Source organism: Sphingobacterium multivorum, from assembly GCF_900457465.1.
Taxonomy (GTDB): Bacteria; Bacteroidota; Bacteroidia; order Sphingobacteriales; family Sphingobacteriaceae; genus Sphingobacterium; species Sphingobacterium multivorum.
The window spans coordinates 950,552-970,898 of sequence record NZ_UAUU01000011.1; the positions used below are offsets into that span (position 1 = coordinate 950,552).

The 20,347-nt window shown below is 38.0% G+C and carries 23 protein-coding genes and 1 pseudogene; 16 read left to right on the plus strand and 8 right to left on the minus strand.

Going from position 1 to position 20,347, the window contains the following annotated elements; translation table 11 throughout:
• Positions 1-7: 7 nt before the first annotated feature.
• On the minus strand, positions 8-439 hold the full coding sequence (gene mobA / locus DTA23_RS21305) for a conjugal transfer protein MobA (RefSeq protein WP_024566610.1): 432 nt from the start codon (positions 437-439) through the stop codon (positions 8-10).
• Positions 440-1,146: 707 nt separating this feature from the next.
• Here mobA and DTA23_RS21310 point away from each other — a divergent pair.
• The 11 genes from DTA23_RS21310 (at position 1,147) to istB (DTA23_RS21350) (ending at position 6,983) form a co-directional block, all read left to right on the plus strand.
• Complete coding sequence (locus tag DTA23_RS21310; RefSeq protein WP_236590868.1) at positions 1,147-1,692, plus strand: ParA family protein; 546 nt, start codon at positions 1,147-1,149, stop codon at positions 1,690-1,692.
• Between the two features lie 43 nt (positions 1,693-1,735).
• On the plus strand, positions 1,736-2,023 hold the full coding sequence (tnpA, locus tag DTA23_RS21315) for an IS66 family insertion sequence element accessory protein TnpA (RefSeq protein ID WP_070566679.1): 288 nt from the start codon (positions 1,736-1,738) through the stop codon (positions 2,021-2,023).
• Entirely contained in the window at positions 2,023-2,361 is a 339-nt protein-coding gene (tnpB, locus tag DTA23_RS21320) for an IS66 family insertion sequence element accessory protein TnpB (RefSeq protein ID WP_112375956.1), read from the plus strand. The genes tnpA (DTA23_RS21315) and tnpB (DTA23_RS21320) overlap by 1 nt, the downstream gene beginning before the upstream one ends.
• A gap of 177 nt (positions 2,362-2,538) precedes the next feature.
• A complete protein-coding gene (locus tag DTA23_RS28005; protein ID WP_201649518.1) occupies positions 2,539-2,838 on the plus strand; it encodes an IS66 family transposase in 300 nt (99 codons plus the stop codon).
• Between the two features lie 33 nt (positions 2,839-2,871).
• Positions 2,872-3,075 carry an IS66 family transposase gene (locus DTA23_RS28010; RefSeq protein WP_201649516.1) on the plus strand — a complete coding sequence of 68 codons (204 nt, stop codon included), beginning with the start codon at positions 2,872-2,874 and terminating at the stop codon, positions 3,073-3,075.
• Between the two features lie 7 nt (positions 3,076-3,082).
• Positions 3,083-3,274, plus strand: coding sequence for an IS66 family transposase (locus tag DTA23_RS28015; protein ID WP_201649544.1), 192 nt, complete (start codon positions 3,083-3,085; stop codon positions 3,272-3,274).
• A 48-nt stretch (positions 3,275-3,322) separates the two neighbouring features.
• The gene (tnpA, locus tag DTA23_RS21330) at positions 3,323-3,577 is read left to right on the plus strand and encodes an IS66 family insertion sequence element accessory protein TnpA (protein ID WP_112376545.1); all 255 of its coding nucleotides are present in this window, start codon (positions 3,323-3,325) and stop codon (positions 3,575-3,577) included.
• Positions 3,577-3,915, plus strand: coding sequence for an IS66 family insertion sequence element accessory protein TnpB (gene tnpB / locus DTA23_RS21335; protein ID WP_112375957.1), 339 nt, complete (start codon positions 3,577-3,579; stop codon positions 3,913-3,915). Before tnpA (DTA23_RS21330) ends, tnpB (DTA23_RS21335) begins: the two co-directional genes overlap by 1 nt.
• A gap of 306 nt (positions 3,916-4,221) precedes the next feature.
• The gene (gene istA / locus DTA23_RS21340) at positions 4,222-5,532 is read left to right on the plus strand and encodes an IS21 family transposase (protein ID WP_112375958.1); all 1,311 of its coding nucleotides are present in this window, start codon (positions 4,222-4,224) and stop codon (positions 5,530-5,532) included.
• A gap of 11 nt (positions 5,533-5,543) precedes the next feature.
• Positions 5,544-6,368, plus strand: a complete 825-nt coding sequence (gene istB, locus DTA23_RS21345) for an IS21-like element helper ATPase IstB (protein WP_112376546.1) — start codon at positions 5,544-5,546, stop codon at positions 6,366-6,368.
• Between the two features lie 63 nt (positions 6,369-6,431).
• Entirely contained in the window at positions 6,432-6,983 is a 552-nt protein-coding gene (istB, locus tag DTA23_RS21350) for an IS21-like element helper ATPase IstB (RefSeq protein ID WP_239468826.1), read from the plus strand.
• Positions 6,984-7,327: 344 nt separating this feature from the next.
• Here the strand turns inward: istB (DTA23_RS21350) and DTA23_RS21360 are convergent, their stop codons facing one another.
• From DTA23_RS21360 to DTA23_RS21370, 3 genes are all read right to left on the minus strand, one after another.
• Positions 7,328-8,419, minus strand: a complete 1,092-nt coding sequence (locus DTA23_RS21360; RefSeq protein WP_112375961.1) for a reverse transcriptase domain-containing protein — start codon at positions 8,417-8,419, stop codon at positions 7,328-7,330.
• Between the two features lie 177 nt (positions 8,420-8,596).
• Positions 8,597-9,844, minus strand: coding sequence for a phosphoribosyltransferase-like protein (locus tag DTA23_RS21365; protein WP_112375962.1), 1,248 nt, complete (start codon positions 9,842-9,844; stop codon positions 8,597-8,599).
• Positions 9,845-9,905: 61 nt separating this feature from the next.
• Positions 9,906-11,939 carry an ATP-binding protein gene (locus DTA23_RS21370; protein WP_112375963.1) on the minus strand — a complete coding sequence of 678 codons (2,034 nt, stop codon included), beginning with the start codon at positions 11,937-11,939 and terminating at the stop codon, positions 9,906-9,908.
• A gap of 339 nt (positions 11,940-12,278) precedes the next feature.
• Here DTA23_RS21370 and DTA23_RS21380 point away from each other — a divergent pair.
• Positions 12,279-13,018, plus strand: a pseudogene (locus DTA23_RS21380) (RteC domain-containing protein).
• A gap of 56 nt (positions 13,019-13,074) precedes the next feature.
• On the opposite strand, the gene DTA23_RS21385 reads toward DTA23_RS21380, so the two are convergent.
• Together DTA23_RS21385 and DTA23_RS21390 are read right to left on the minus strand one after the other, a co-directional pair.
• Positions 13,075-13,449, minus strand: coding sequence for a VOC family protein (locus tag DTA23_RS21385; RefSeq protein WP_112375965.1), 375 nt, complete (start codon positions 13,447-13,449; stop codon positions 13,075-13,077).
• A 37-nt stretch (positions 13,450-13,486) separates the two neighbouring features.
• Positions 13,487-14,065: a hypothetical protein gene (locus DTA23_RS21390; protein WP_112375966.1), complete on the minus strand. Its 579-nt coding sequence runs from the start codon at positions 14,063-14,065 to the stop codon at positions 13,487-13,489.
• A 760-nt stretch (positions 14,066-14,825) separates the two neighbouring features.
• Between DTA23_RS21390 and DTA23_RS21400 the strand changes: the two genes are divergently transcribed.
• Together DTA23_RS21400 and DTA23_RS21405 are read left to right on the plus strand one after the other, a co-directional pair.
• Positions 14,826-15,065 (plus strand): hypothetical protein, encoded by a 240-nt coding sequence (locus DTA23_RS21400; RefSeq protein WP_112375967.1) that lies wholly within the window; start codon positions 14,826-14,828, stop codon positions 15,063-15,065.
• Positions 15,062-17,614, plus strand: coding sequence for a S1 RNA-binding domain-containing protein (locus tag DTA23_RS21405; protein ID WP_112375968.1), 2,553 nt, complete (start codon positions 15,062-15,064; stop codon positions 17,612-17,614). Before DTA23_RS21400 ends, DTA23_RS21405 begins: the two co-directional genes overlap by 4 nt.
• 264 nt (positions 17,615-17,878) lie before the next feature.
• Here the strand turns inward: DTA23_RS21405 and DTA23_RS21410 are convergent, their stop codons facing one another.
• Positions 17,879-18,391 (minus strand): antirestriction protein ArdA, encoded by a 513-nt coding sequence (locus DTA23_RS21410; RefSeq protein WP_236590865.1) that lies wholly within the window; start codon positions 18,389-18,391, stop codon positions 17,879-17,881.
• Positions 18,392-18,783: 392 nt separating this feature from the next.
• Here DTA23_RS21410 and DTA23_RS21415 point away from each other — a divergent pair, with 392 nt between their 5' ends.
• Positions 18,784-19,011 (plus strand): hypothetical protein, encoded by a 228-nt coding sequence (locus tag DTA23_RS21415; protein WP_146753172.1) that lies wholly within the window; start codon positions 18,784-18,786, stop codon positions 19,009-19,011.
• On the opposite strand, the gene DTA23_RS21420 is transcribed toward DTA23_RS21415, so the two are convergent.
• Complete coding sequence (locus tag DTA23_RS21420) at positions 18,994-19,380, minus strand: hypothetical protein (RefSeq protein WP_115050253.1); 387 nt, start codon at positions 19,378-19,380, stop codon at positions 18,994-18,996. The genes DTA23_RS21415 and DTA23_RS21420 overlap by 18 nt on opposite strands.
• A gap of 598 nt (positions 19,381-19,978) precedes the next feature.
• Here DTA23_RS21420 and DTA23_RS21425 point away from each other — a divergent pair.
• Positions 19,979-20,347 (plus strand): hypothetical protein, encoded by a 369-nt coding sequence (locus tag DTA23_RS21425; protein ID WP_112375971.1) that lies wholly within the window; start codon positions 19,979-19,981, stop codon positions 20,345-20,347.

The following is a 20,347-nucleotide window of genomic DNA, read 5'->3' on the forward strand; positions in this document are numbered from 1 at the left end:
TTCTACATTATTTTTTTAGGTATTCTTCCTCAAATTTTTCAGTAAGCTGAATGATTTTCTGACACAGCATTGCCATTTCAGCCGTCTGTTTCTCCAGTTTATACAGGAACGCTGCGGCTTTTTTCTCGGAAAAATTCTTGTACAGCACCTTTACAATTTGGTTATAGTTCACACCTATGGAACGGAACTGGCTGTGAAAAGAGGTCAGCCGCATATAAAAATCAACCGTTCCCTTGTCAATCTGAATGGTTTTTATGGTCTTGTCAAAGATGCAGGACGTTATGAAATGCGCCTTTACCTGCATACCTGATTTATCAAACAGGGCAAGAAAATGGGCGTGTTCCTGCTCGTTAAAGGAAATCGTATAGCGGATGGTCGCCGGGTCTTCTTTGGGGCGACGTCCGGTCTTTTTCAATTGCTTTTTGTTGTTATCGTTCATCACTAATCCATTTTAAAATCCATACAAAACCCTGACTTTGGAAGGTGTTTTCTGCCCCCTGCAAAGGGCAAGTTGTTTTGAGCATCGGAAATCATTCCGAGATGCTCAAAACACAACTTGCCGTGTTCCGTTGAACACAAAAATCCGCCCTGCGGGACGGATTAAATGTAACAGGGAAAAACGGCTCGAAGCCGTTCCTGTTGCCCTCCATTTTGTCAAAAGACTTTTGCATAAATCCGTTAATAAAAATCATTGTACAAAGTAAAGCCCTGCCCGTAAGAGTATTGCAATGCAGTACCCGGACAAACGCTGCCTTTGAACGCCAAACACTGCCACGATAATGAAAGCACCTATATATCTACATTTCTTTGTGCCTACAAACAGATAGATATAAGGGCATAGCTAGGTATGCAGGTAAAAACATAAGTACGCAATCAGCTATGTAGAAAAGTACCTATTGAGATATGCGATGATGCAATTGGGTACGCACATATTCAGGCACATAAATAAACAGGTCTGTTGGTACAAACATACCTGCATACAGCTATAAACGTGTATTCAGGTACATAGCTTGGTGCATCATTACCTGCCTAACTACATAAGTATGCACACAGCGACAAGCCTATATACAGTGGTACACAGGTAGGTAATTGCGGATATATGGACATAGGTAAATGGATATATAAATAATTAAAAACAGCAGCAATATGAATGCAAAACACAAAACAGTATTTATCGCCTTTTCATCTCAAAAAGGCGGTGTCGGCAAAAGCACCTTTACAACGCTTGTTGCAAGTACGATGCACTATCGGTTGGGCTACAACGTAGCCGTATTTGATGCGGATTTTCCACAGCACAGCTTGATGAAAATGAAAACAAGGGATTTGGCAATGGTAATGGAAAACGAGGCTTTGATAAAGCTGGCGTATAAACAATTTACCACCATCAACAAAAAAGCCTATCCCATTATGCAGTACAAAGCGGATAGCGTATTGGAAGCGGCTCACGAATTTGTAAACACTTCTTCCGTTCCGGTTGATGTAGTATTTTTTGACCTGCCCGGAACTGTAAATACGCCCGGCATTCTGAAAGCATTGGCAGGAATGCACCACATTTTCACGCCCATCACAGCAGACCGTGTGGTAATGGAAAGTACGCTCATCTTCACACAGCTTTTACAAGATGTGATTATGAAAAAAGGGGAAACGTCCATAGAAACCATTAACCTGTTTTGGAACGTATCCGTGCTATGAAGTACATATTGCCTTAGATCGCATTAGGCTTTAGCTTTGCTGTATGAACAACTTAGAAGAAAAACGTGAGCGTATGCTGTCGCTTATAGCAGACTGGCAACAGAGCGGTAAAAGTAAGAAAGCTTACTGCGCGGAAAATGGGATCAACGAAGCGACCTTTTATTATTGGTTTTCGCGCAGTAAAGAAAATGACACAGCAGGCCTCGGAAACTTTATAACAATTGATAAGGCGCGGGGAAAGAGCGATGTTGAGATTATTTATCCCAATGGTGTGCGTATCAAGATCGAAAACGATGTTGCCCTTGTGTCACAGCTGATCCGTCTATACTGATGTTTGCGCTTGGTTCATCGCACCGTTTTTACCTTTATGACGGCTTTTGCGACATTCATAAATCATTCGACGGGCGCTGCGGACTGATCAGTTCAGGGATGCAACGTCAGGCAACCAGCGGTGAGGTTTTCGTGTTTTTGAACCGTAGCCGTACGCATATGAAGCTGCTGCACTGGGAAAAAGGAGGCTTTGTACTTTATTATAAGCGTCTGGAGAGCGGCACCTTCATGCCGCCGAACGTAAAAAATGGAGAATTGTCCTGGAGCGATCTGGTATTGATGATTGAGGGGATACAGGTGGTGAAAAGTATTCAAAAAAGACGTTTCTATTTACCTTAAAAATTGACTTTAAATAGGAATAAAGGTGTCTTTTGAGTATCTTTACGGTATGGAAACAGCGCTGGAAAATCTCTCGAAAGAAGACCTTCTCAAGGTCATTCCAGTCGTGACCACGCTCTTTCCGAGCGAGACGAAAAGATAGATTATCTGGAAGCGCAACTTGCCACGTACAAACGTATGCAGTTCGGTCAGAAGCGCGAACGTTTTGAGCCTGATCCCAATCAGACGATGCTTCCATTTGAAGCTCCATGTGCAGAAGTAGAGCAGCAAGAGCAAGAAATCAAGGAAAAAATCGAATACTTACGTAAACGCCCTAACCATAAAGGACGTGCGAAATTGCCCGCACATCTTCCTGTGGAAGAAATTGGGATCCACCCAGAAGGCGAGCTGTCTGAAATGGTGTGTATCGGCAAAGAAATCACCGAAGAGCTGGAATGTGAACCGGCAAAGTTCTATATCAAACGTTATATCCGTTAAAAATATGCAGCCAAAGATAAATCTGGCGTATCCATGGCAGAACTTCCTGAGCGGGTAATCGATGAAGGCATCCCCGGGGCAGGCCTGCTGGCGATGATCCTAACACATAAGTATATGGATCACCTCCCATTATACCGCCAAAAGCAGATCTTCGCAAGGGAAAACATACAGATCCCCTCATCAACGACAGAAGGTTGGACAAAACAGGCACTCGAAAAACTAGACCCCCTTTTATGAGCAGCTTATCTTCCAGAGCAAAACACAGGGATATTTACAGGTTGATGAGACACCGATAAAAGTACTGGAAAGCGATAAAAAAGGAGCTGCCCATACCGGTTATTATTGGGTCTATCACGCTCCATTGGATGGTATCGTGCTATTTGATTATAGTCCCACCCGTGTATTCGCCCTACCAAGTACATATTTAAAAGCTTAAGTGTATGGCCTAGCTTTGCATTATGAATATGCGAGAAAAAGAGCTGCCATGCAGTCTATGATAACAGACTGGCGATTTAGCGGAAAAAGCAAGAAGATTTACTGCGCTGAAAACGGGATTAACGAAGCCACTTTTTATTATTGGTTTTCGCGCAGCAAAGGGGAAGAAACAGCCAGCGGTAGTTTTATAACTATCGATAAGAGCAGCAGTAAACATGAAGTTGAAGTTATTTATCCCAACGGAGTACGTATTAAGGTAGAGCATGATCTAGCCCTTCTTTCTCAACTGATAAAACTTTACTAATGTTTTCGCTGGGTTCATCACACCGGTTTTACCTTTACGACAGCCACTGTGATATGCGCAAATCATTCGATGGACTATGCGGACTGATCACATCAGTGATGCAACGACAGGCTACCAGTGGTGAGGTATTCGTGTTTTTAAACCGTAGCCGTACGCACATAAAACTTCTTCACTGGGAAAAAGGAGGCTTTGTATTGTATTACAAACGTCTGGAAAGCGGGACCTTTTTACCGCCACATGTAAAAAACGGAGAATTGTCCTGGAGTGATCTGGTACTGATGGTTGAGGGGATACAGGTTATGAAAAGTATTCAAAAAAGGCGGTTTTCTTTGCCTTAAAAGTGGTTTTATATAGGATAAAAGCCACTTTTTCCTTATATTTACACTATGGAAAAAGAACTGGAAAATCTCTCAAAAGAAGACCTTCTCAAGGTCATTTCCAGTCGTGATGAAAGATAGATGTTAATTCGCAGATAAATACCCCAGCAATTCGCATTAAAATGCCACCACCTTAAACAATTAAGGTTTTACTTGTTGAGAGTATAATAAACTCTCAGCGTTATGTATAAAGTGGCTATGTACAATACGATAAAAACACTTTTGGAACACGGCAAATCTTTGCGGGAGATCTAAAGGGAACTTGGGATGTGCCGCAAGACCGTTTCGCGTATCCAAAAAGCGCTGCTGAATGGAGATTCAGCTCCGAGGCAGCAGTCCCGTTCCAGTGGACTTTCGGCACTGCTGATCCACCAGAAATTGATCCAGCAGCATGGGCTTACCCTGTCTTATTCGAGTGTCGCCCGTTACATTGGTAAATTCAAGCGGGCAGAATGTTTTGTTCCGCTGCACAGCCTTCCGGGTGAAGAGGCACAGGTCGACTTCGGTTACTTTGGTGAGTTCCGCAGGAATGGCCGTGGTGTTAAGGTCTGGGTATTCAGTATGGTACTCAGCCATAGCAGGCAATCCTATTATAAGGTTGTTACCAGTCAACAGGTCCGGGAGTTCCTGGACTGCCACATCAGTGCTTTTGAATATTTTGGGGGTGTCCCAAAAATGGTCAAGCTGGACAACCTGCGCTCGGGTGTAACCAAGGTAGATCTCTACGAACCCACCCTACAGGCACAGTATGCGGAATTTCTCAGTTATTATCATTGTGCGGGTATTGCCTGCAGACCCCGCCGGCCAACAGACAAAGGTAAAGTAGAGTCTTCCATAAAATATGTCAGGAACAACTTTCTGAAAGCCTTTGAAAGCAAAAGCTATGAGGACCTGATCTGTGGTCTGCGCGTATGGAATGATGAAATATGCAATAAACGTGTCCACGGCACCACCAGGCGCAGGCCTCATGATATCTTTCTTGAATTGGAGAAAGCTGCGCTGCAGCCCCTGCCTTCCAGACGTTTCCAGATACAGGATGTCTGCCACCGCAGGGTAAACCGTATGGGACATGTCGCCTATAAGCAGAATTATTATTCGGTTCCGGCTGACTATATGGGCATGAATGTAAGGCTGGAGAGTAACGGTACGATACTTCGCATCTATGACAGCTCACGACAGATCGCCATGCACCAACTATCCGACAGCATAGGCATGTTTGTCAGTCTTGCGGCGCACCGCCCCAGGGAAAAGAGAATGGTCAGCAAGGAAGAATACCGTGAAATGATGGGGCAGATAGGTCCAAATGCGTACACTCTGTTTGATCGACTTGTGGAAGAAGTGCCGACGCACTGGGGCAAGATGACCCAGGGTATACTTGCGCTGAGAAAGCGCTTCACTTTGGGCCAGATAGAAAGATCATGTGCACGCGCACTGCACTTTCACGCCATAAGCTACCAGCAGGTCAAACGGATATGGGAGAATGCGATGTACGACCTGCCCCGGGAAGATGTGCTAACAATGGGCTTCTCGGACGAATTTCAGCACGAAATCAGTTATTATGACACTCTTACAAATTAATGGACATAAATATGGAAAATCTAAAAACACAGCTCCGCACTCTTAAAATCGCGGCCATCTGTCAGAACCTCGAGCTGCGTAAAAGGTACGCGCTACAGCACAAGATCGGTTACATTGAATTTCTTGAGCTTCTGGTGGAGGATGAAATGGCCAACAGGCAGACCAACGGATATATAAATAAGCTCAGGGAATCAAAACTCGACACGCAGAAGGTATTGGACTGTTATGATTTCAGCTATCAGCCCCAGGTTGACAAAAGGCAGATCTATGATCTGGCCAGCTGCCGGTTCATAGACCAGAAACATAATGTGGTATTCATGGGGAAACCGGGGGTCGGAAAAACGCACCTGGCCCATGCAATCGGGCTGGAAGCTGTAAAAAAAGGTAAGCGGGTACTTTTCATCCATACCAATGAAATGGTCGAAAAGCTATATTCCTCCCGTGCGGACGGATCCTATGCTGCGACCATCCAGAAGTTCCTAAAACCGGACCTGCTGATACTGGACGAACTGGGCTTCAAAAAAATGCCGCAGTACAGCATGGAAGACTTCTTTGAGATCATCAGAAAAAGATACGAAAACGGCTCAATGATCATTACCACAAATAGGAACTTTGAAGACTGGGGGACACTTTTCGGGGACAAAGTAATCGCATCGGCGATAATAGACCGCATAGTGCACCATGCCACAATCGTCAAACTAAATGGAAACAGTTACCGTATAAAGAACCTCCTGGAACTGAACGGAATGTTTGAAGACGACCCTAAGGAAAAATCAAAAAGGGGAAGACCCAAAAAGTCAGAAGATCAAGAAAATTATGAAAATAATAATGAATAGAATAATGGTTTTTTTTGTGAAATTAGTGGGGGCATTCTGATGCGAACTAGTGGAGGCATTCTAATGCGAAGTGACACTGCCTTTCGCTATAAGGCATCGGTTGAGGAGCTCAATATGGATCCCAAACGCGGTACGGACAAAGCCCAGATCGCTGACCTAATTACTGGCGGGTACATTGAAAGAGGTGAGCCGCTACTGATATCGGGCGCGACGGGGTGCGGAAAAAGCTTTCTGGCCTCAGCCCTTGGTTTAAAAGCATGCTCACAGGGAAAAAAGGTCTTATACTTCAATCTACAGAAGCTGCTCCAGCGAACCAAGATTGCCAGACTGGAAGGATCAATGCACAAACTTTTGGACAGGATTGCAAAAGCTGACCTGCTGATCCTGGATGACTTTGGTCTTGTAAATCTAGACCAGCAGCAAAGGCTGGACCTGATGGAAATTATTGAAGATAGGCATGCCAGATCATCGACCATTATAGCCAGTCAGCTTCCCGTATCAAGCTGGTATGATGTGATTGGGGAAGATACAATCGCCGACGCTGTATTGGACCGGATTGTACATACTTCACACCGAATTGAACTTAAGGGTGAAAGTCTAAGAAAAAAAAGGTAATATTGTCAGGCTATTGGTAAAAATCCCCCAGATAACCAAAATCAGAGGGGTCAGTATCGCCGGAAAGGGGTCAACATCACCGGAATATGCAGTAAATGAATATATAGACAACAAAAAAAGCCATCTTACTTACGTAAAATGGTTTTTTTTGAAAGTGAACCCGCTGGTACAAAACTCGAACTCTTTTTTGGAAGATTTGAGGAGATTAAACCAATTGAAAGATAGTCTGTACCAATCTTATGAAATTGTAAAAAAAGCTAAGCGACCTTTAAGTTCTACAAAAGTAGGAAAACTAAAAAAATGAGTCAATATAAATTCTAGTCTGATTTCGTTTTTATCAACCTTTATAAAGGCCATTGTATATTGTTAAAATCTTTTAGCATTTTATTTCCTATCTCAGGACTAATGAATCGGATGTAATGAATCCTTCCTAATAGCCAATATCTATAGAACTGTTTATCAACTCCTATTTTTTTTTGATGGCTTTCTGGCCAATATTTTAAACAAAAGTGAATGTGTCTTTTGACATCTTTTCTATATGACTTAGGTACTGATAGTCCATGGGTTGTATTCAAACCTGTAACCTTTTGACGCATGCCTTTTTTTCGAAGTGTCCACTTATTCCAGTTAATCAAAAGGTTTTCAGACATAACGACTCTCATGATTTCTGTTTTTGTAGGAATGTTTTTGATGTCGTTACCTGAGAAGGTAATATCATCGGCATATCTTGTGTATGTACTTCCTTTTAATTCCGCAAGTTCGACCATTTTACCATCTAAATTTCTGAGTACTAAATTAGAAATTGATGGACTGGTCGGAGCTCCTTGCGGTAAAACACCATACTCTTGTTCAAATGTTTTATTGAACAGTTTTTGTTCAATATGACTAAGCTGTAAATAATAATCTTCTTTAATTGGAACAGTAACCAATTTTGACAAACTCCAAGAAAGTGTTTTAGTGTAGCCTATTTCGACAAATAATTTAAATACTTTATGTTCAGTAATCGTTTCAAAAAACTTGAGTAGGTCTACGTTCAATATAAATCTCTTAGCTACGTGTTGATCGGCGTTTTCCTTGATTGATCGGTTTTTTATGTATCCATATGCTGACGAAGTAGGATGGTGGTGCAAGAGGATATTATGGTAAATCCAAGATTGAATAAGTTTTAAATTTGTAAAAGGTACGGATAGATGTCGCAATCCACCCTTTTTCTTTTTTATATGGAAATGCTTATAGTAATTTTCTCTATGATCTTCTATTGTTTTAAGATCTTCATAGTTAATACCTAATTCATAGGCCATGTGCTTCAGAGAAAATAATACAGGGAATCCTCTATTGACAAGATTATCTGCATACTTAAGCGTGTTGACAATGTATTGTTCTGACTTTTCTTGGTTTTTACATTCTTCAATAAAGAGCTTTCGGTCGAATGACATAGTTATTACGATTATTTGATGTAGTTCACGTGAGTGAACTATATGCAAGATGAGCGCTTGCGCTGACTGTGCGTTGGCGCGCGAGATATTGCATATAGATTAGTATAAAAGAACTTATAGTTGTGTTGGCATAAAAGACACCAACAGATAGAGACACTAGCTACTATCTACTAATAATTACGTTTTATCGCCGAAAGTCTTTGGTAAGTATACTATTTTCTTGGGAGATATTGAAACACTATCTGCTGATTTTTTATTTTTTAAATAGACGAATTTTTCAATTTCATTCACTATTGCCACTCCATTTGAGCTTAATTTTTTATGTGACGTACATAACTTCAAATCTACTAATTCTGTCAACAGCGTTTCAAATCTTGATGTTGAGATGTTTAGCCATTGACAAATAACATAGTCGGATCTTTTTGCTTTCAATAATTTCATGACTGCAAACATCTCTAAATTGCGCTTGGAAAATGGGGTTGATGATAAATTCAGCCCGGGTATTTCAAACTTGTTCTTGGATATCGACACCCAGTAGAGTATTTCCTTTTTCAATTCATTATGATTTTTGACAAAATCGGAATAAAATCTAGGGAATAACGGCGTCCAGTTACATCTACTGCTCCATATTATTGGTAGCGTATTGTTGGGAGTTGTATGTTCAAATACGACGAGCGATTGCGAATTTTCATATCCTAGTGCATTTTTTTTTTCTGTCACAAGCTTTGCCCCATATTTGTAGCAAAATTCTCTAACTGGCAATGTATTGGGTCGATATCCAAATACAGAAGGTTGTGAAAAAGCTTTTTTACGTACCTCACCAAATAAGCCAACATTTGGATAGCTATATTGAAGCATTTCAAATCCTTCTTCATTAATAATAATTGAAACGATTGCAAGGTTTGGTTTAAGTTGATTATCTGCTAAAAACTGAATAAGCCCGCTTTGAGTGGTATTTCCGCTCAAAAATTCTCCGACGGAATTACCTGTCCCGACAAAATCATCTACAAGTAACAGTAAAAAATCATCTTTAACGATTGTCAAATCTTGAATTAGTGGGATTATCTCTTCCTTACGACCTATTAAATGTTTTTTTCTTCTATACCTTTTATCAGAAAAAGTAGGTGATTTGTTAATAAAATACAACATCGAACTACCGCTTTTCCCATATTTACCGATGCCCAATACTATTACTATTTTATTGCTATATTGTTTAAAGACCTTTGAAAGACCATCCGAATAAATATCAAGTACCCTACCTAAGGGTAAATATTCGATGTTTTCCAAAACCTTCAGTGCTTCAGGTAAATCTTCTTTATCAAAGTTGTCTAGCCAATTTAAAACGTGATAAATTGATATACTACCGTAGAAACGGTTGACTAAAATGCTATCGATCAGAAACTGATCCGATTCTGAAAATTTCATAAATAATCCCACATATATTTATACTCTGATACTCATAATCGGAGAATGAAATTTGCCATCACTAAATGGCTACTCTTTTCAATGACGAACTAACCTTGTTGAAATCAATATCTGCAAAATCTCTCTGTGCCTTCTCCTGTACATCAATGTCCTTCGTTTGAAGTAGGTTTGCCATATATTGAAGTTTTCTCTTCACATTTTCAATTAAGTCAGACCACTTCATGACCCATATTTCAATGTTTTTATTTTCATTTCTGAAATAGAAGTATGGGTTATCCTCACCTTTTTGCCTGCCTTGGATATCGAATATAGCATCCGAATTAATTTCGGAACTTATAAGCAGGATTTTGAAAGAAACGTCACGGCTAACTGAATTTAATTTTTCAATTTCTCGCGCATACTTCATAACCTGAGCAATTTCCTTTGGACTAATTTTAACCTTAGGTGCTTTCAATTCAACTATTAGCACTTCTCGCCTTTTATGATCTAAAATTCTTTGATTATACATGAACAAATCTGTGATAGATTTGACAGACCGCTCAGTGACTTCATTGATGTTGTCATCTTTTTTCGACGCTTTGTATCCCAGACAGTCATCCCGCAACTGAATTAGATTTTTCTCAAGGTTTTTATCTGAAAGCAATTTTGTTGTTTCATTATATTCTTCTCCAAATATCCACAACATACGTTCAAGAAATTTGTGTAATTCTTTTCTCTCCTTTACATTTTTGGCTATATCGCTATATACCAGCTTTTCCAAGAAATCAACTTCTTCAATCTTCGTTGCTACTTTGTCCGAAAATTCTATGATATTTTCTAAATCAGTTTTTTCCAATAAGTCAGAGAACTTCGATATGAGCTTATTGTTTAGTTTCAGTATACTGTATAGAATTTTGTTAAGCTCGCCATTTGAAATAGTTCTGTCTATTAGTGGGTAGATGATTTCTCTAAGCTGGTTGTCGTCTTTTAACAAATGGTATCGATCCTCTACTAGATAAGCCAATTTATCGAACAGTATCACTTTGGATTGTGAACTCGACTTTTCTTTGTAAGGATAATACGTGTCTTTCTTTAAATTATCCGAAAAGTTGTCAAACTCTTTGTTTCTCTCCTTAAAAAAGACATTTAGCTTGTCTTTAATGAACTCTCTAACTTTTCTCCAATCAGGATCCAGATCATCAAGATCGATATTACGATAAATATCGGAAGATAGCGTTGAAGATGATACATAAATAAACCATCCTCCGACTTTAGGACTTAACCAAGTAGCATCGTATTCTAAACTCCCTGCAATTGTATTCAATCCTGCATTTTGAACTGTTAGAAAGACTTTTATTTTTTCAATTTTTTTTATTGGCATAAAGTCAAAGAGCACCTTATGATCTTTCCCCTTACTGTCTGTAAATGTTGAAGCAATTTTGATAGGCTCACTAGTTACAAAATCAGTTGGGTTAATTGGGTGGCCGTTTATGTGAAAGACGATGTCTTTATTAAAAATTTTAAGAGGATATCTTTCGAAAATTGCATCCGATATATTTTGACGTAAAAATTTGTCAATTATCTTTTTCTTTGGTTCTTTTTCTGTAACATACGAAGGATAAAGATTCGTAATAGTTACCTTATAATAGGTGTTATGGTTCTTTCCTTTTAGTAATTCCTCCTCAGTGGGGATATTAATTTCAGATACATTGATATTATTTCCAAAACTATCAAATGAAAGAGGTATTACGGCTTTCGAAAATGTTTTACTTTCGCTACAGTAACCAACCGTTTCAATTTCAATTTCTTTGCCAATCTGAAAGCTTGCAAACCGACCTATCCCTTTTCCACCGTCTTTGTTGGTAGTTCCTATATCTAAGAGTTTAGTTTCTAACTCATTGATATGAACACCCTTTCCATCGTCTTTTATTGAAATTCGTTTGATGTGGGTCGTGCTTAATTCTTCATCAGAGGCATAATCTATCTCAATCCAAATATTTTTGCTTTTTGCCTGAATAGAATTATTCATCAATTCGCTAAATGCTACAAATGTGCTGATATAATTCGCAAACAACTCATTGACTAGTCTGGAATTTGTAGTTAATTTTCTCGACATTTCTAATGAAATAAGTAAACTCTATATTATAGAGGATTTTCTTAGCGAATTTATGGAAAAAAGTGTTACGAAACACTTAGATTATCAATCTAATAATAACTTATATCCACACAGTGCTAAATATAGCGATGCGCTGTTTTTTATAAAAATCTTCCCTGACTTCGTCCTGTCTCATGAAAAAAGCTCGGTACTAATCGCAAATTTTGCGAAGGCATATTGGCTTCATTTTAAACCATTGGTATTATGAGACACCTATTACAAAAAATCGTCTCCGACATACAGAAACAGGAACGTAAGTTGTCGGTGGAGGCTTCGAGTTTTATGGACGAGGCATATAGGATGATAATCTATCTGAAATCACTTCTTGGAGACATCAAAGAAGATATTATAAACGAGGGCTTCGCAACATTAGAAGACGAGATCCTTTTCTTTAAGCAGATAAAGCCGACCGTTCTTGGTAAACTCATCCATTACAACAAAGTGTTCAGAATAGAAACTGCCTGCCCTGCAAGCAACGGGAATATCTATGAAAATTATTTTGCCATGCACCTGCAAGAACTTAAAAAAGAATATATGGAGCATGTCTGCAATTCCGACTTCTACCGTTATTACCGTTCCGGCAGAACTGACCGAGATGAACAGTATTTTACGCTTGGCAAAATCAACTGCCATGATGGGCTGAACAGCTTTGTGTTTGAAATAGATACCAAATTTTCGACCTATTTTGATTATAAGGTGGCGAAAATCATCGTCAACGAATTAATCTATCACTATCTGACAACAAAGCTAAGCCCCGAACAAAATCCCGACGTGCTGTTACAGCACGAGGAAACAAAAGACTTCTTTTGGACACCCTTATCGAATTGATTTATGCACTCTACGCCTGCGATGCCATTTCGCACGGGAAAATAGGCATCCGCAAAATCAGCATGGTATTCCAAATCCTGTTCCGTGTCTCGCTGAACGACATACATAACAGCTTTCACCGGATGAAGACGCGTGCAGGCTCACGGCCGTTGTTTTTAGACCAACTCAAATACAGTTTAGAGGAATATATGGACAGGGAAGACAACCTGTAATTTTTGTATTCCTAATTCGATAACAAACTTTGGTTTCAATAAACGAAAAAAAAATGTTATTCTTCTTTACGTTGTTGCACGTTGAACACTGTGCCTGCGGGGTATTGAATCCAGTGCATATTTTCCGGCAACTCTTCCAGTTCATCACATGTTTCGACGCCGTTAGACAGTAAATAATCTGTCGCCTCAGCCACATTTGGAACGGTGAGTTGTAACCAAGTTTCCGAATGGGTATAGTTGTCAACACAGTCCAGCCAAATTACATTATTTCCGAATTTTACTTCGTGTGTTCTGGAGACGGTGGGATTGTCGATGGGCTTTTCAGAAACTTCAAGTTTCAGTATATCCCTGTAGAAAGAAACTGTCTTTTCGTATTTACCTTTAGGTATTTTAATAGCAATATTAATTCCTGCTTCAAATTTCTGATGCATATAGTCTCTGTTTTAGATAAACTATGAACGTAGCCATTCACGTTTTTAAGTAGTTGGTCACATTCTCCAGTAAATCATAGTCTAATTCTTTCTTAATTTTTTCAATGATATTATCTATTTCAAACTTTGTAGTTCTTTTTTCGACGTTGTAAAGAATGGCGTTTTTAAGGTGATTAGGTACGGGTGATTTATTTATTTGGAAGCACAAATATTCAAAACTTGAAGCAAAATGTTCAGCTCTTTTATGGTCTGGATACATATAGGAGTTTTCAAGAAAGCTGATGAATTTTTTATCCTTTGCATCAATAAGAATCCCTATATCCAAACCATTATCATCAACTAATTTAATTGTATCACTTTGTAGGAGTTGCAAGGTTTTGTTAACACTAAAATATTTAAATAGAATATAGAGGTGGTTGGTCTTGATATAAGTAACATCATGAATAAAAACAGAAACAAGTAAATTACTAATAAACTCCTTAGCTCCAGTTTCATCGCTTATAGTTAAAGCTTGCAATAAGCCATGAAGTTCAGGTGTCATTGAATTTATTCGATAACCGTCTCTAAATTTAAAGCTACCACCGTGAAAGTATGAATTTAGAAATGCTTCATTCATAGTGTATTTTTAAAATTGCAAAAACCATTTAACGTCAATTCGTTGTTTGCAATATACGTGATTTCTCATCTACATAAACCGAAAATGTATATGTAAAAAACATGCTTTAATATGAACGTAGAGTAGATTAAGAGGTATTTCATCCTCTTTTAATAGGCATGTGATATATTTGCGACCTAAGCAATAAATACCTTTATAAAAAACGTAATCTATTTGGAAAATGCTGATGTATTGGTGTTATGGGACGGAAGGATTTAACAAAGGGGGTGTTCCGACCTGGGGAGGATCTGTCTTTTTTGCCCGACCAGATTTTAATAAAAATGGGAACGGTGCACCGTCCCCGAAAATCTATGAATTATAAAATACATGACCGCTATCGCTCCAATAATCACCGCAAAACAGGTCACGGGCGTAAGCCTCATAATCGAAGTACGTTTTTGCAAATTCGGGCAAGTCCATTTGCTCTACCGTGTTCATATTTAGTGAAAACCTCAACTTTAGCCGTTACTTTTTAATCACTGATGATATCTTCCAAAATGCAAGAGGATGTCAATTTCACTAAGTGGGTAGAGGTAATTGAGTTAACTCAGTAGTAGCCTAGTCTATCTATAAATGACTGATAATCAAATTCGATGATCTTCATGTTTTTTCAATATTCCTTTTGTTCAACACCTTTTGGGTTTTTCAAAATTATTGTTCATCTTTAATGTGCAAAGTTGAGTCTATTTTTAACAAACCAAATCGAAACACGTAAAGACTTATGAATGAGAAAAATAATATTCCTGCTGTATTTAAAGAAGATTTAAAGAATTTACTCGCTTCAATATTCGAAATTGAACCAATAGAAAATGGAGAACGTAATTGCAAAGTGTGTTTCAAGATAATTTCTTTGGAAAATATTCAGCTAATAATTCCTAGATCGGGAGAAGTTTTTGATTATGTGTGCAATAGTCCTGTTTGTGTAGAAGATTATAATGCTAAAAAAGAAATCACAAAATGAACGAACTAGTTAAATCTATACTGATTTTTATTCCTATTTCCTTTATTATATTTTTAGCAGGAATTTATTTGGGAGGTGAAGTATGGACGAAGGGTAAAATCGTGTTGGGAGACATTTTAGCTTTGTTTGGATGGGTAAGCAAAAAGGTTAGGAAGCTAAGTGTGGAAAGCGAATATGAAGGCACGATAAATTCTATTATTAAAGACTATAATAAAAATTTTGAAAGCCCAATCTTACCAAATTGCAAAATACAGTGGGTAACTGTGGATAACAAACAAAACATATTAAAAGAGAATGAAGCTATTGTTTGTCTTAGTTTTGACAAGAAAGACCACAACCTCAATTTTTATAATGCTACTTTGAATTTCGTTCAAACAGGATTAATTGCAAAAGCAAAAGATTATTTAAGTAAATCATCTTCTACAGCCATAGATTTGTTAACAACGCACATCATTTTAAGAAATAATAGAAAAGAGGTTCTTACGACATTTCGTAAAAAAATGAAGGACTTTGATGAGGAAACAAAGAGAGAATTCGAAATTCTCACTCCTACAAATGATAAAGGCCTTTTTTTAAATATATTGCTACCTGAATTCCACTACTATGGTGAGTTGATTGATACTTTGCCACCTAATTCTGAATATAATATTGAAGCGTCTGGTTTACTAAATTGGTTTACTGAATTAGCAACAAGGGAGTTTGATGAAAGAACGAATTTGAAGTACATATCAAAAAATTTCAAAGTTGGCGTTATACTGGTAGGAAAGGATGAAACATGGGAAAGTCAGGGAGCTTCTGCATACACAAAATGGGCAGACTTTTATGCTACTGAGAATTATAATTCCGTTTATATTTTGGCTAGAGGAAGCAACGGCTATGAACGAGCGACGACTGTTGCAAATATTTTGACAAGTTCTAAGGGATTTGACCAATTGAATAAAAATCCTAAAATCAAATGCGTATCTCCTGAAGGACAAGAATATATAGTTACTTGTTATTCCCTAAGACCTAATAGAGCGAAGATTTCTTACTTAGCGTGGGAAAGTTTTAAAGAATATAATGCGAATGGAGAACCAGTACCAGCAATCATTGATACCGTACAAAAAGAAACTATAATAGTAAATGTTTTTGGGCTAAAAGTTGAGATTTCAAAAAAATATCTTTCTGAGATAGAGATATCAGATGCGAGAAAAGTATTTAAAAATGAAGATGAACTTTACCTAAATATTATCGAATTTAATCCGGAACAACATCATATTGTTTTATCGAATAAGGGAACTATATCTGACCCTAAACATTATATTGATGCGGTTTTAAACAAAGAAATGGTATACTCGTGCCGTGTAGAAAAAGTTCAAACGGATCGAGGAGGATTACAGATTGGTTTAAAAGTATCAAACTCTTCATTTAAAAATTGGCTTTTTATTCCTACACATAATGCCACAGCAAGTCGATTTCTTGACCTTAACAGCAAATTCCCAATAGGTAGTCTCTTAGATGTAAAAATTCAGCGTTATGCATCCACGACATCTAATTTTATTGGTAGCCTGATAGACCTTAAAGATCCATGGGATAGCGAGAAATTTAGAGAATTAAGAATAAATGATGTTTTAAATGTAGAGGTCAAGCAAATTAATGAGTTTACCGTAATCTGTGAAATAGTTGAAGGCTTGGAATGCCGCTTTGCAAGGCAAGAAATATCTTGGGTACCACAGGAATGCGTCACTTCGTCATATAAAATAGATGATAAGATTGACGTTAAAATTCTAGCTATTGATGAGGACAGAAAAAGAATTGAGACTTCCATTAAAAGGCTTGTAAAAACTCCTGAGCTCGAATTTTATGATGCAAACTTAGATAAAATTGTTGAAGTTGAAGTTGTAAGAGTTGTACCAGACATAGGGATTGCTGTAAAGTATGAGGGTGGTACAAATACAGGGTTTATTCATTTTTCGGAAATTGGATATGGGTACGTAGGTAGATTTGAAAACATTTTCAATCCTTCTGACAAAATTCAGGTTGTACTTTCGGCATTTGATGCAGATAAGAATAGTTTAAAATTTAGTGTCAAAAAGCAATATAAACATCAATTTGATGAATGGTTTCGCTATGTGAATGTTGATGAACCTGTGCGAGGCAAAGTCATTAGATATTTTGACCGTAGTGTGCAGATAGAGTTGGTTGCTAATGGATTTACGGTACAGTCTTACATAGCAAAAAAATTTATATCGAATTTGGCATTTGTTGAAAATGAAGATCTTCCTTATTACTTGCCAATTGGAGAAACGTTTGATTTCTACATATTAGGTATGGATGATAAAAGAAAAACTATTTCTCTAACTCGTAAAGACTATTTCGATCAATTCGATTTGCCTGAATATGGTGACAAAATCAGAGTGACATATGTTAAGGAAAATCACTCAAAAGCTTATTTCTACTCTAATGATTTTGAAGGCTGGATAAATTTACCAGAAGAAAACATACAGCTAGGGAGCAAATTGGATGTTATAATAGTATCTCAATCTACAGGTGAATTTTGCATCATTTAAATTTAGGGTTAAAAATTGGAGAAAATCAATATTTCGAGCGCTCGGCTTTCTGCAAAAAAGACGGTTCCGACCTGAGGAGGATCTGTATTTTTTGCTCGACATGATTTTTTCAAAAAATGGAAACGGTTAAACGTTCCCCAAAAATTATGAATTGTAGAATACATGACCTCTATCGCTCCAATAGTCGTCGCTAAACAGGTCTCGGGCATAAGCCTCATAATCGAAGTACGTTTTTGCAAATTCGGGCAAGTCCATTTGCTCTACCTATTCATAGGCAAAATCTTCCTCGTCTTTGTATTCCCCTATATAGTCATCGTCAAAGTCGCTCATTAGGTCGCCAATATCAGCCTCTGATAGCCTACGGTGTCCATTGTCGCACCATATTAGGAATGCCTCTTTTCGGGTTTCGTTCATATTTTCCAAAGCCTCCAAAACATCAAATATGCTATCGCTTATCCAACATTCGCCGATTAAGCCGTTTGGGATGTTCTCGTAATCTTGAAACATAAATTCGGGGTCTTCCTCGTCATCGTGCAACTCCCTGCAAGCATCGTAAAATTCGTCTTTGTCCGCATAGTCGGATAGCGTTAGCCATTCCCCGAAGATTGAACCGTCATTAAATTTTGCGTATGTGCCAACATATACCCTTGCTTCCGATGTGATTATTTGATGTGTCATTTCTTTACTGTTTTGAATTAATTTTTTTGATTTATTCGGCAATGAGAGGTGGTGCTGTTGTTTTGTTTCAATACCATTTCCAATGCTTATATTCCTCATGCCTGACATTTTTTTTATTCTTGTAAAGAGCCGGAGTATGCTGTGTTTCGTTTCGGGAGCAGTTTAGGTTAGCGTCTAGGATGCACAAGGTTTTGGAAAACAAATACTACCCAACGGGTGGAGATTTTTTTTTCAAACTTGCATGACCTTTTGCTTCCCTTAAGAACACGTCCAACCTTTGCTCCATGAAAGGTGAACAACAGGCATACTGGCGTTTTCGGGTAAAACCAATCGTGGAAGTAATGAGGATAGCATTGCCGAAATGGTTCTAAACAGGCAGACTATGCCAAGTAATTCAACCCAAAGACACAATCCAATATCCACTCCATCAGTGGGATAAGTTTGTCTGTGCGGATTAATCCGTGTGGTTAACAGACAAAAATCAGTTGAAGATGGAGAAAGAAGAAGCGAACGATGTAACACCCGAAAGAGTTGTACAAATCTTGAAAAAGAAAGGAACAGATTTAGAGGAAGCAAAAACCATCTTGGAGTTTGTCAAAAAGATAGCTCACATTGCAGTTAACCAGTATCTCAGAGGAAAATATTCTTTTTTGCGATTTGTGCATCGTATATTTTCATATACAAAAGAATTTTTTAGGGCATTAATAGCTCAAGTGTGATTGAGGTGGAGTTATTTTATCATACAAATCATTTACCCTCCCCTTCAATTTGTCATAAAATGCTCTTTTCTGTTGTGTTAACTTTGTCTCTAGGGCTAAACAATCCTCGATTAATTCTAAAACTTCCTCCTTGGTCTTAAGTACAAATAGTGATGAGAAGTTAATATTTAATTTTTGGCTCACCAACATGATGACATTCCAACCAACAATATGCTCCGCTCTTTCAATCCTGCCTATCAAGGTGTTGTCGGTCTCACTAATAATACCTAAATCAAGCTGAGAGTACTTGTATTCTAGTCTCCTTAATTTGACAGTTAGTCCTAGTGAGATATTAATAATTTCTATTTCGATTTTTGAATAGTTGGTCATAAACCAAATGTTGACATAATCGAGAGTTTTATTCGATACATATTTGTATTGAATAAATGGAATTTGTATATTTGCTAAATATTCATTCAAATCTTGGATAGAATGGCATTTGACTAAAAGAGTCTCGATAGTGAATTCCGACAAATTACTAGTGAACGAGACGGTAGTCCAATGCCCATGTAGATATTTTTGTACTTTTGTGCAAGCTATAGCTCATGGGCGACTATCGTAATTCCGTTTCACTAGGCCGTCGGAAGCCTGCTATACGGTTGATAGGAGCCCGCTATAGTTCTTAAAAACCTTAGGGGACTCACTTTATAAAATTTAATTTTAAGTGAGTAATGAAACAAAAGAAACAAATCACAAAAAACATCTTCAAATCTCCCGAGTAGCTCGGTTTGATTTCGCCAGCAATGATCTGGTAACATCAGCTATGGAATTCGAGATGCCCAACTATATACCGAGTCATATCCATTCACTAGAATTCTAGCTATCCCAATTAACCAATTTTATTACGGGCGGTTTACGGCCTAAAAAGTAACCGATTCAGTCGAACTGGAATAGGTATGCTCTAAACTCGCCATTAAAAATCTAAAGAATGAGATCTAATTACGCTCACCTAATTCTACTGGATTTGGTAATTTATGAAACTCATAGATCAGGATATGATCCTGTGAAAAATGTTCAAGACTTTTGGGATAAGTATCCTCTAAGTACAATCAAAGACTATATCGTTGTTTTGCATCCCGATACGGTTGATAACGAAAAAACGAAAGATAATCCGCAATTGTCTGAATTTTCCGTCGAACTTCTCCGCGTCCTGATAGCTTATTTAATGATCCATACGACTCAATTGGATCTTGGTAAGGTATCTATTTCTATCGAGCTACACAAAGAATCGATAGATACTTCTAAAGCGATCTCCGATTTCTTTAATCGCGTATCCTCATCCAACCCCAATCCCTAG

Coding starts and splice junctions, on each gene's coding strand:
- mobA (WP_024566610.1), bottom strand. CDS start 439: ATGAACGATAACAACAAAAAGCAATTGAAAAAGACCGGACGTCGCCCC.
- DTA23_RS21310 (WP_236590868.1), top strand. CDS start 1,147: ATGAATGCAAAACACAAAACAGTATTTATCGCCTTTTCATCTCAAAAA.
- tnpA (WP_070566679.1), top strand. CDS start 1,736: ATGAACAACTTAGAAGAAAAACGTGAGCGTATGCTGTCGCTTATAGCA.
- tnpB (WP_112375956.1), top strand. CDS start 2,023: ATGTTTGCGCTTGGTTCATCGCACCGTTTTTACCTTTATGACGGCTTT.
- DTA23_RS28005 (WP_201649518.1), top strand. CDS start 2,539: ATGCAGTTCGGTCAGAAGCGCGAACGTTTTGAGCCTGATCCCAATCAG.
- DTA23_RS28010 (WP_201649516.1), top strand. CDS start 2,872: ATGGCAGAACTTCCTGAGCGGGTAATCGATGAAGGCATCCCCGGGGCA.
- tnpA (WP_112376545.1), top strand. CDS start 3,323: ATGCAGTCTATGATAACAGACTGGCGATTTAGCGGAAAAAGCAAGAAG.
- tnpB (WP_112375957.1), top strand. CDS start 3,577: ATGTTTTCGCTGGGTTCATCACACCGGTTTTACCTTTACGACAGCCAC.
- istA (WP_112375958.1), top strand. CDS start 4,222: ATGTGCCGCAAGACCGTTTCGCGTATCCAAAAAGCGCTGCTGAATGGA.
- istB (WP_112376546.1), top strand. CDS start 5,544: ATGGAAAATCTAAAAACACAGCTCCGCACTCTTAAAATCGCGGCCATC.
- istB (WP_239468826.1), top strand. CDS start 6,432: ATGCGAAGTGACACTGCCTTTCGCTATAAGGCATCGGTTGAGGAGCTC.
- DTA23_RS21360 (WP_112375961.1), bottom strand. CDS start 8,419: ATGTCATTCGACCGAAAGCTCTTTATTGAAGAATGTAAAAACCAAGAA.
- DTA23_RS21365 (WP_112375962.1), bottom strand. CDS start 9,844: ATGAAATTTTCAGAATCGGATCAGTTTCTGATCGATAGCATTTTAGTC.
- DTA23_RS21370 (WP_112375963.1), bottom strand. CDS start 11,939: ATGTCGAGAAAATTAACTACAAATTCCAGACTAGTCAATGAGTTGTTT.
- DTA23_RS21385 (WP_112375965.1), bottom strand. CDS start 13,449: ATGCATCAGAAATTTGAAGCAGGAATTAATATTGCTATTAAAATACCT.
- DTA23_RS21390 (WP_112375966.1), bottom strand. CDS start 14,065: ATGAATGAAGCATTTCTAAATTCATACTTTCACGGTGGTAGCTTTAAA.
- DTA23_RS21400 (WP_112375967.1), top strand. CDS start 14,826: ATGAATGAGAAAAATAATATTCCTGCTGTATTTAAAGAAGATTTAAAG.
- DTA23_RS21405 (WP_112375968.1), top strand. CDS start 15,062: ATGAACGAACTAGTTAAATCTATACTGATTTTTATTCCTATTTCCTTT.
- DTA23_RS21410 (WP_236590865.1), bottom strand. CDS start 18,391: ATGAGGAATATAAGCATTGGAAATGGTATTGAAACAAAACAACAGCAC.
- DTA23_RS21415 (WP_146753172.1), top strand. CDS start 18,784: ATGGAGAAAGAAGAAGCGAACGATGTAACACCCGAAAGAGTTGTACAA.
- DTA23_RS21420 (WP_115050253.1), bottom strand. CDS start 19,380: ATGACCAACTATTCAAAAATCGAAATAGAAATTATTAATATCTCACTA.
- DTA23_RS21425 (WP_112375971.1), top strand. CDS start 19,979: ATGAGATCTAATTACGCTCACCTAATTCTACTGGATTTGGTAATTTAT.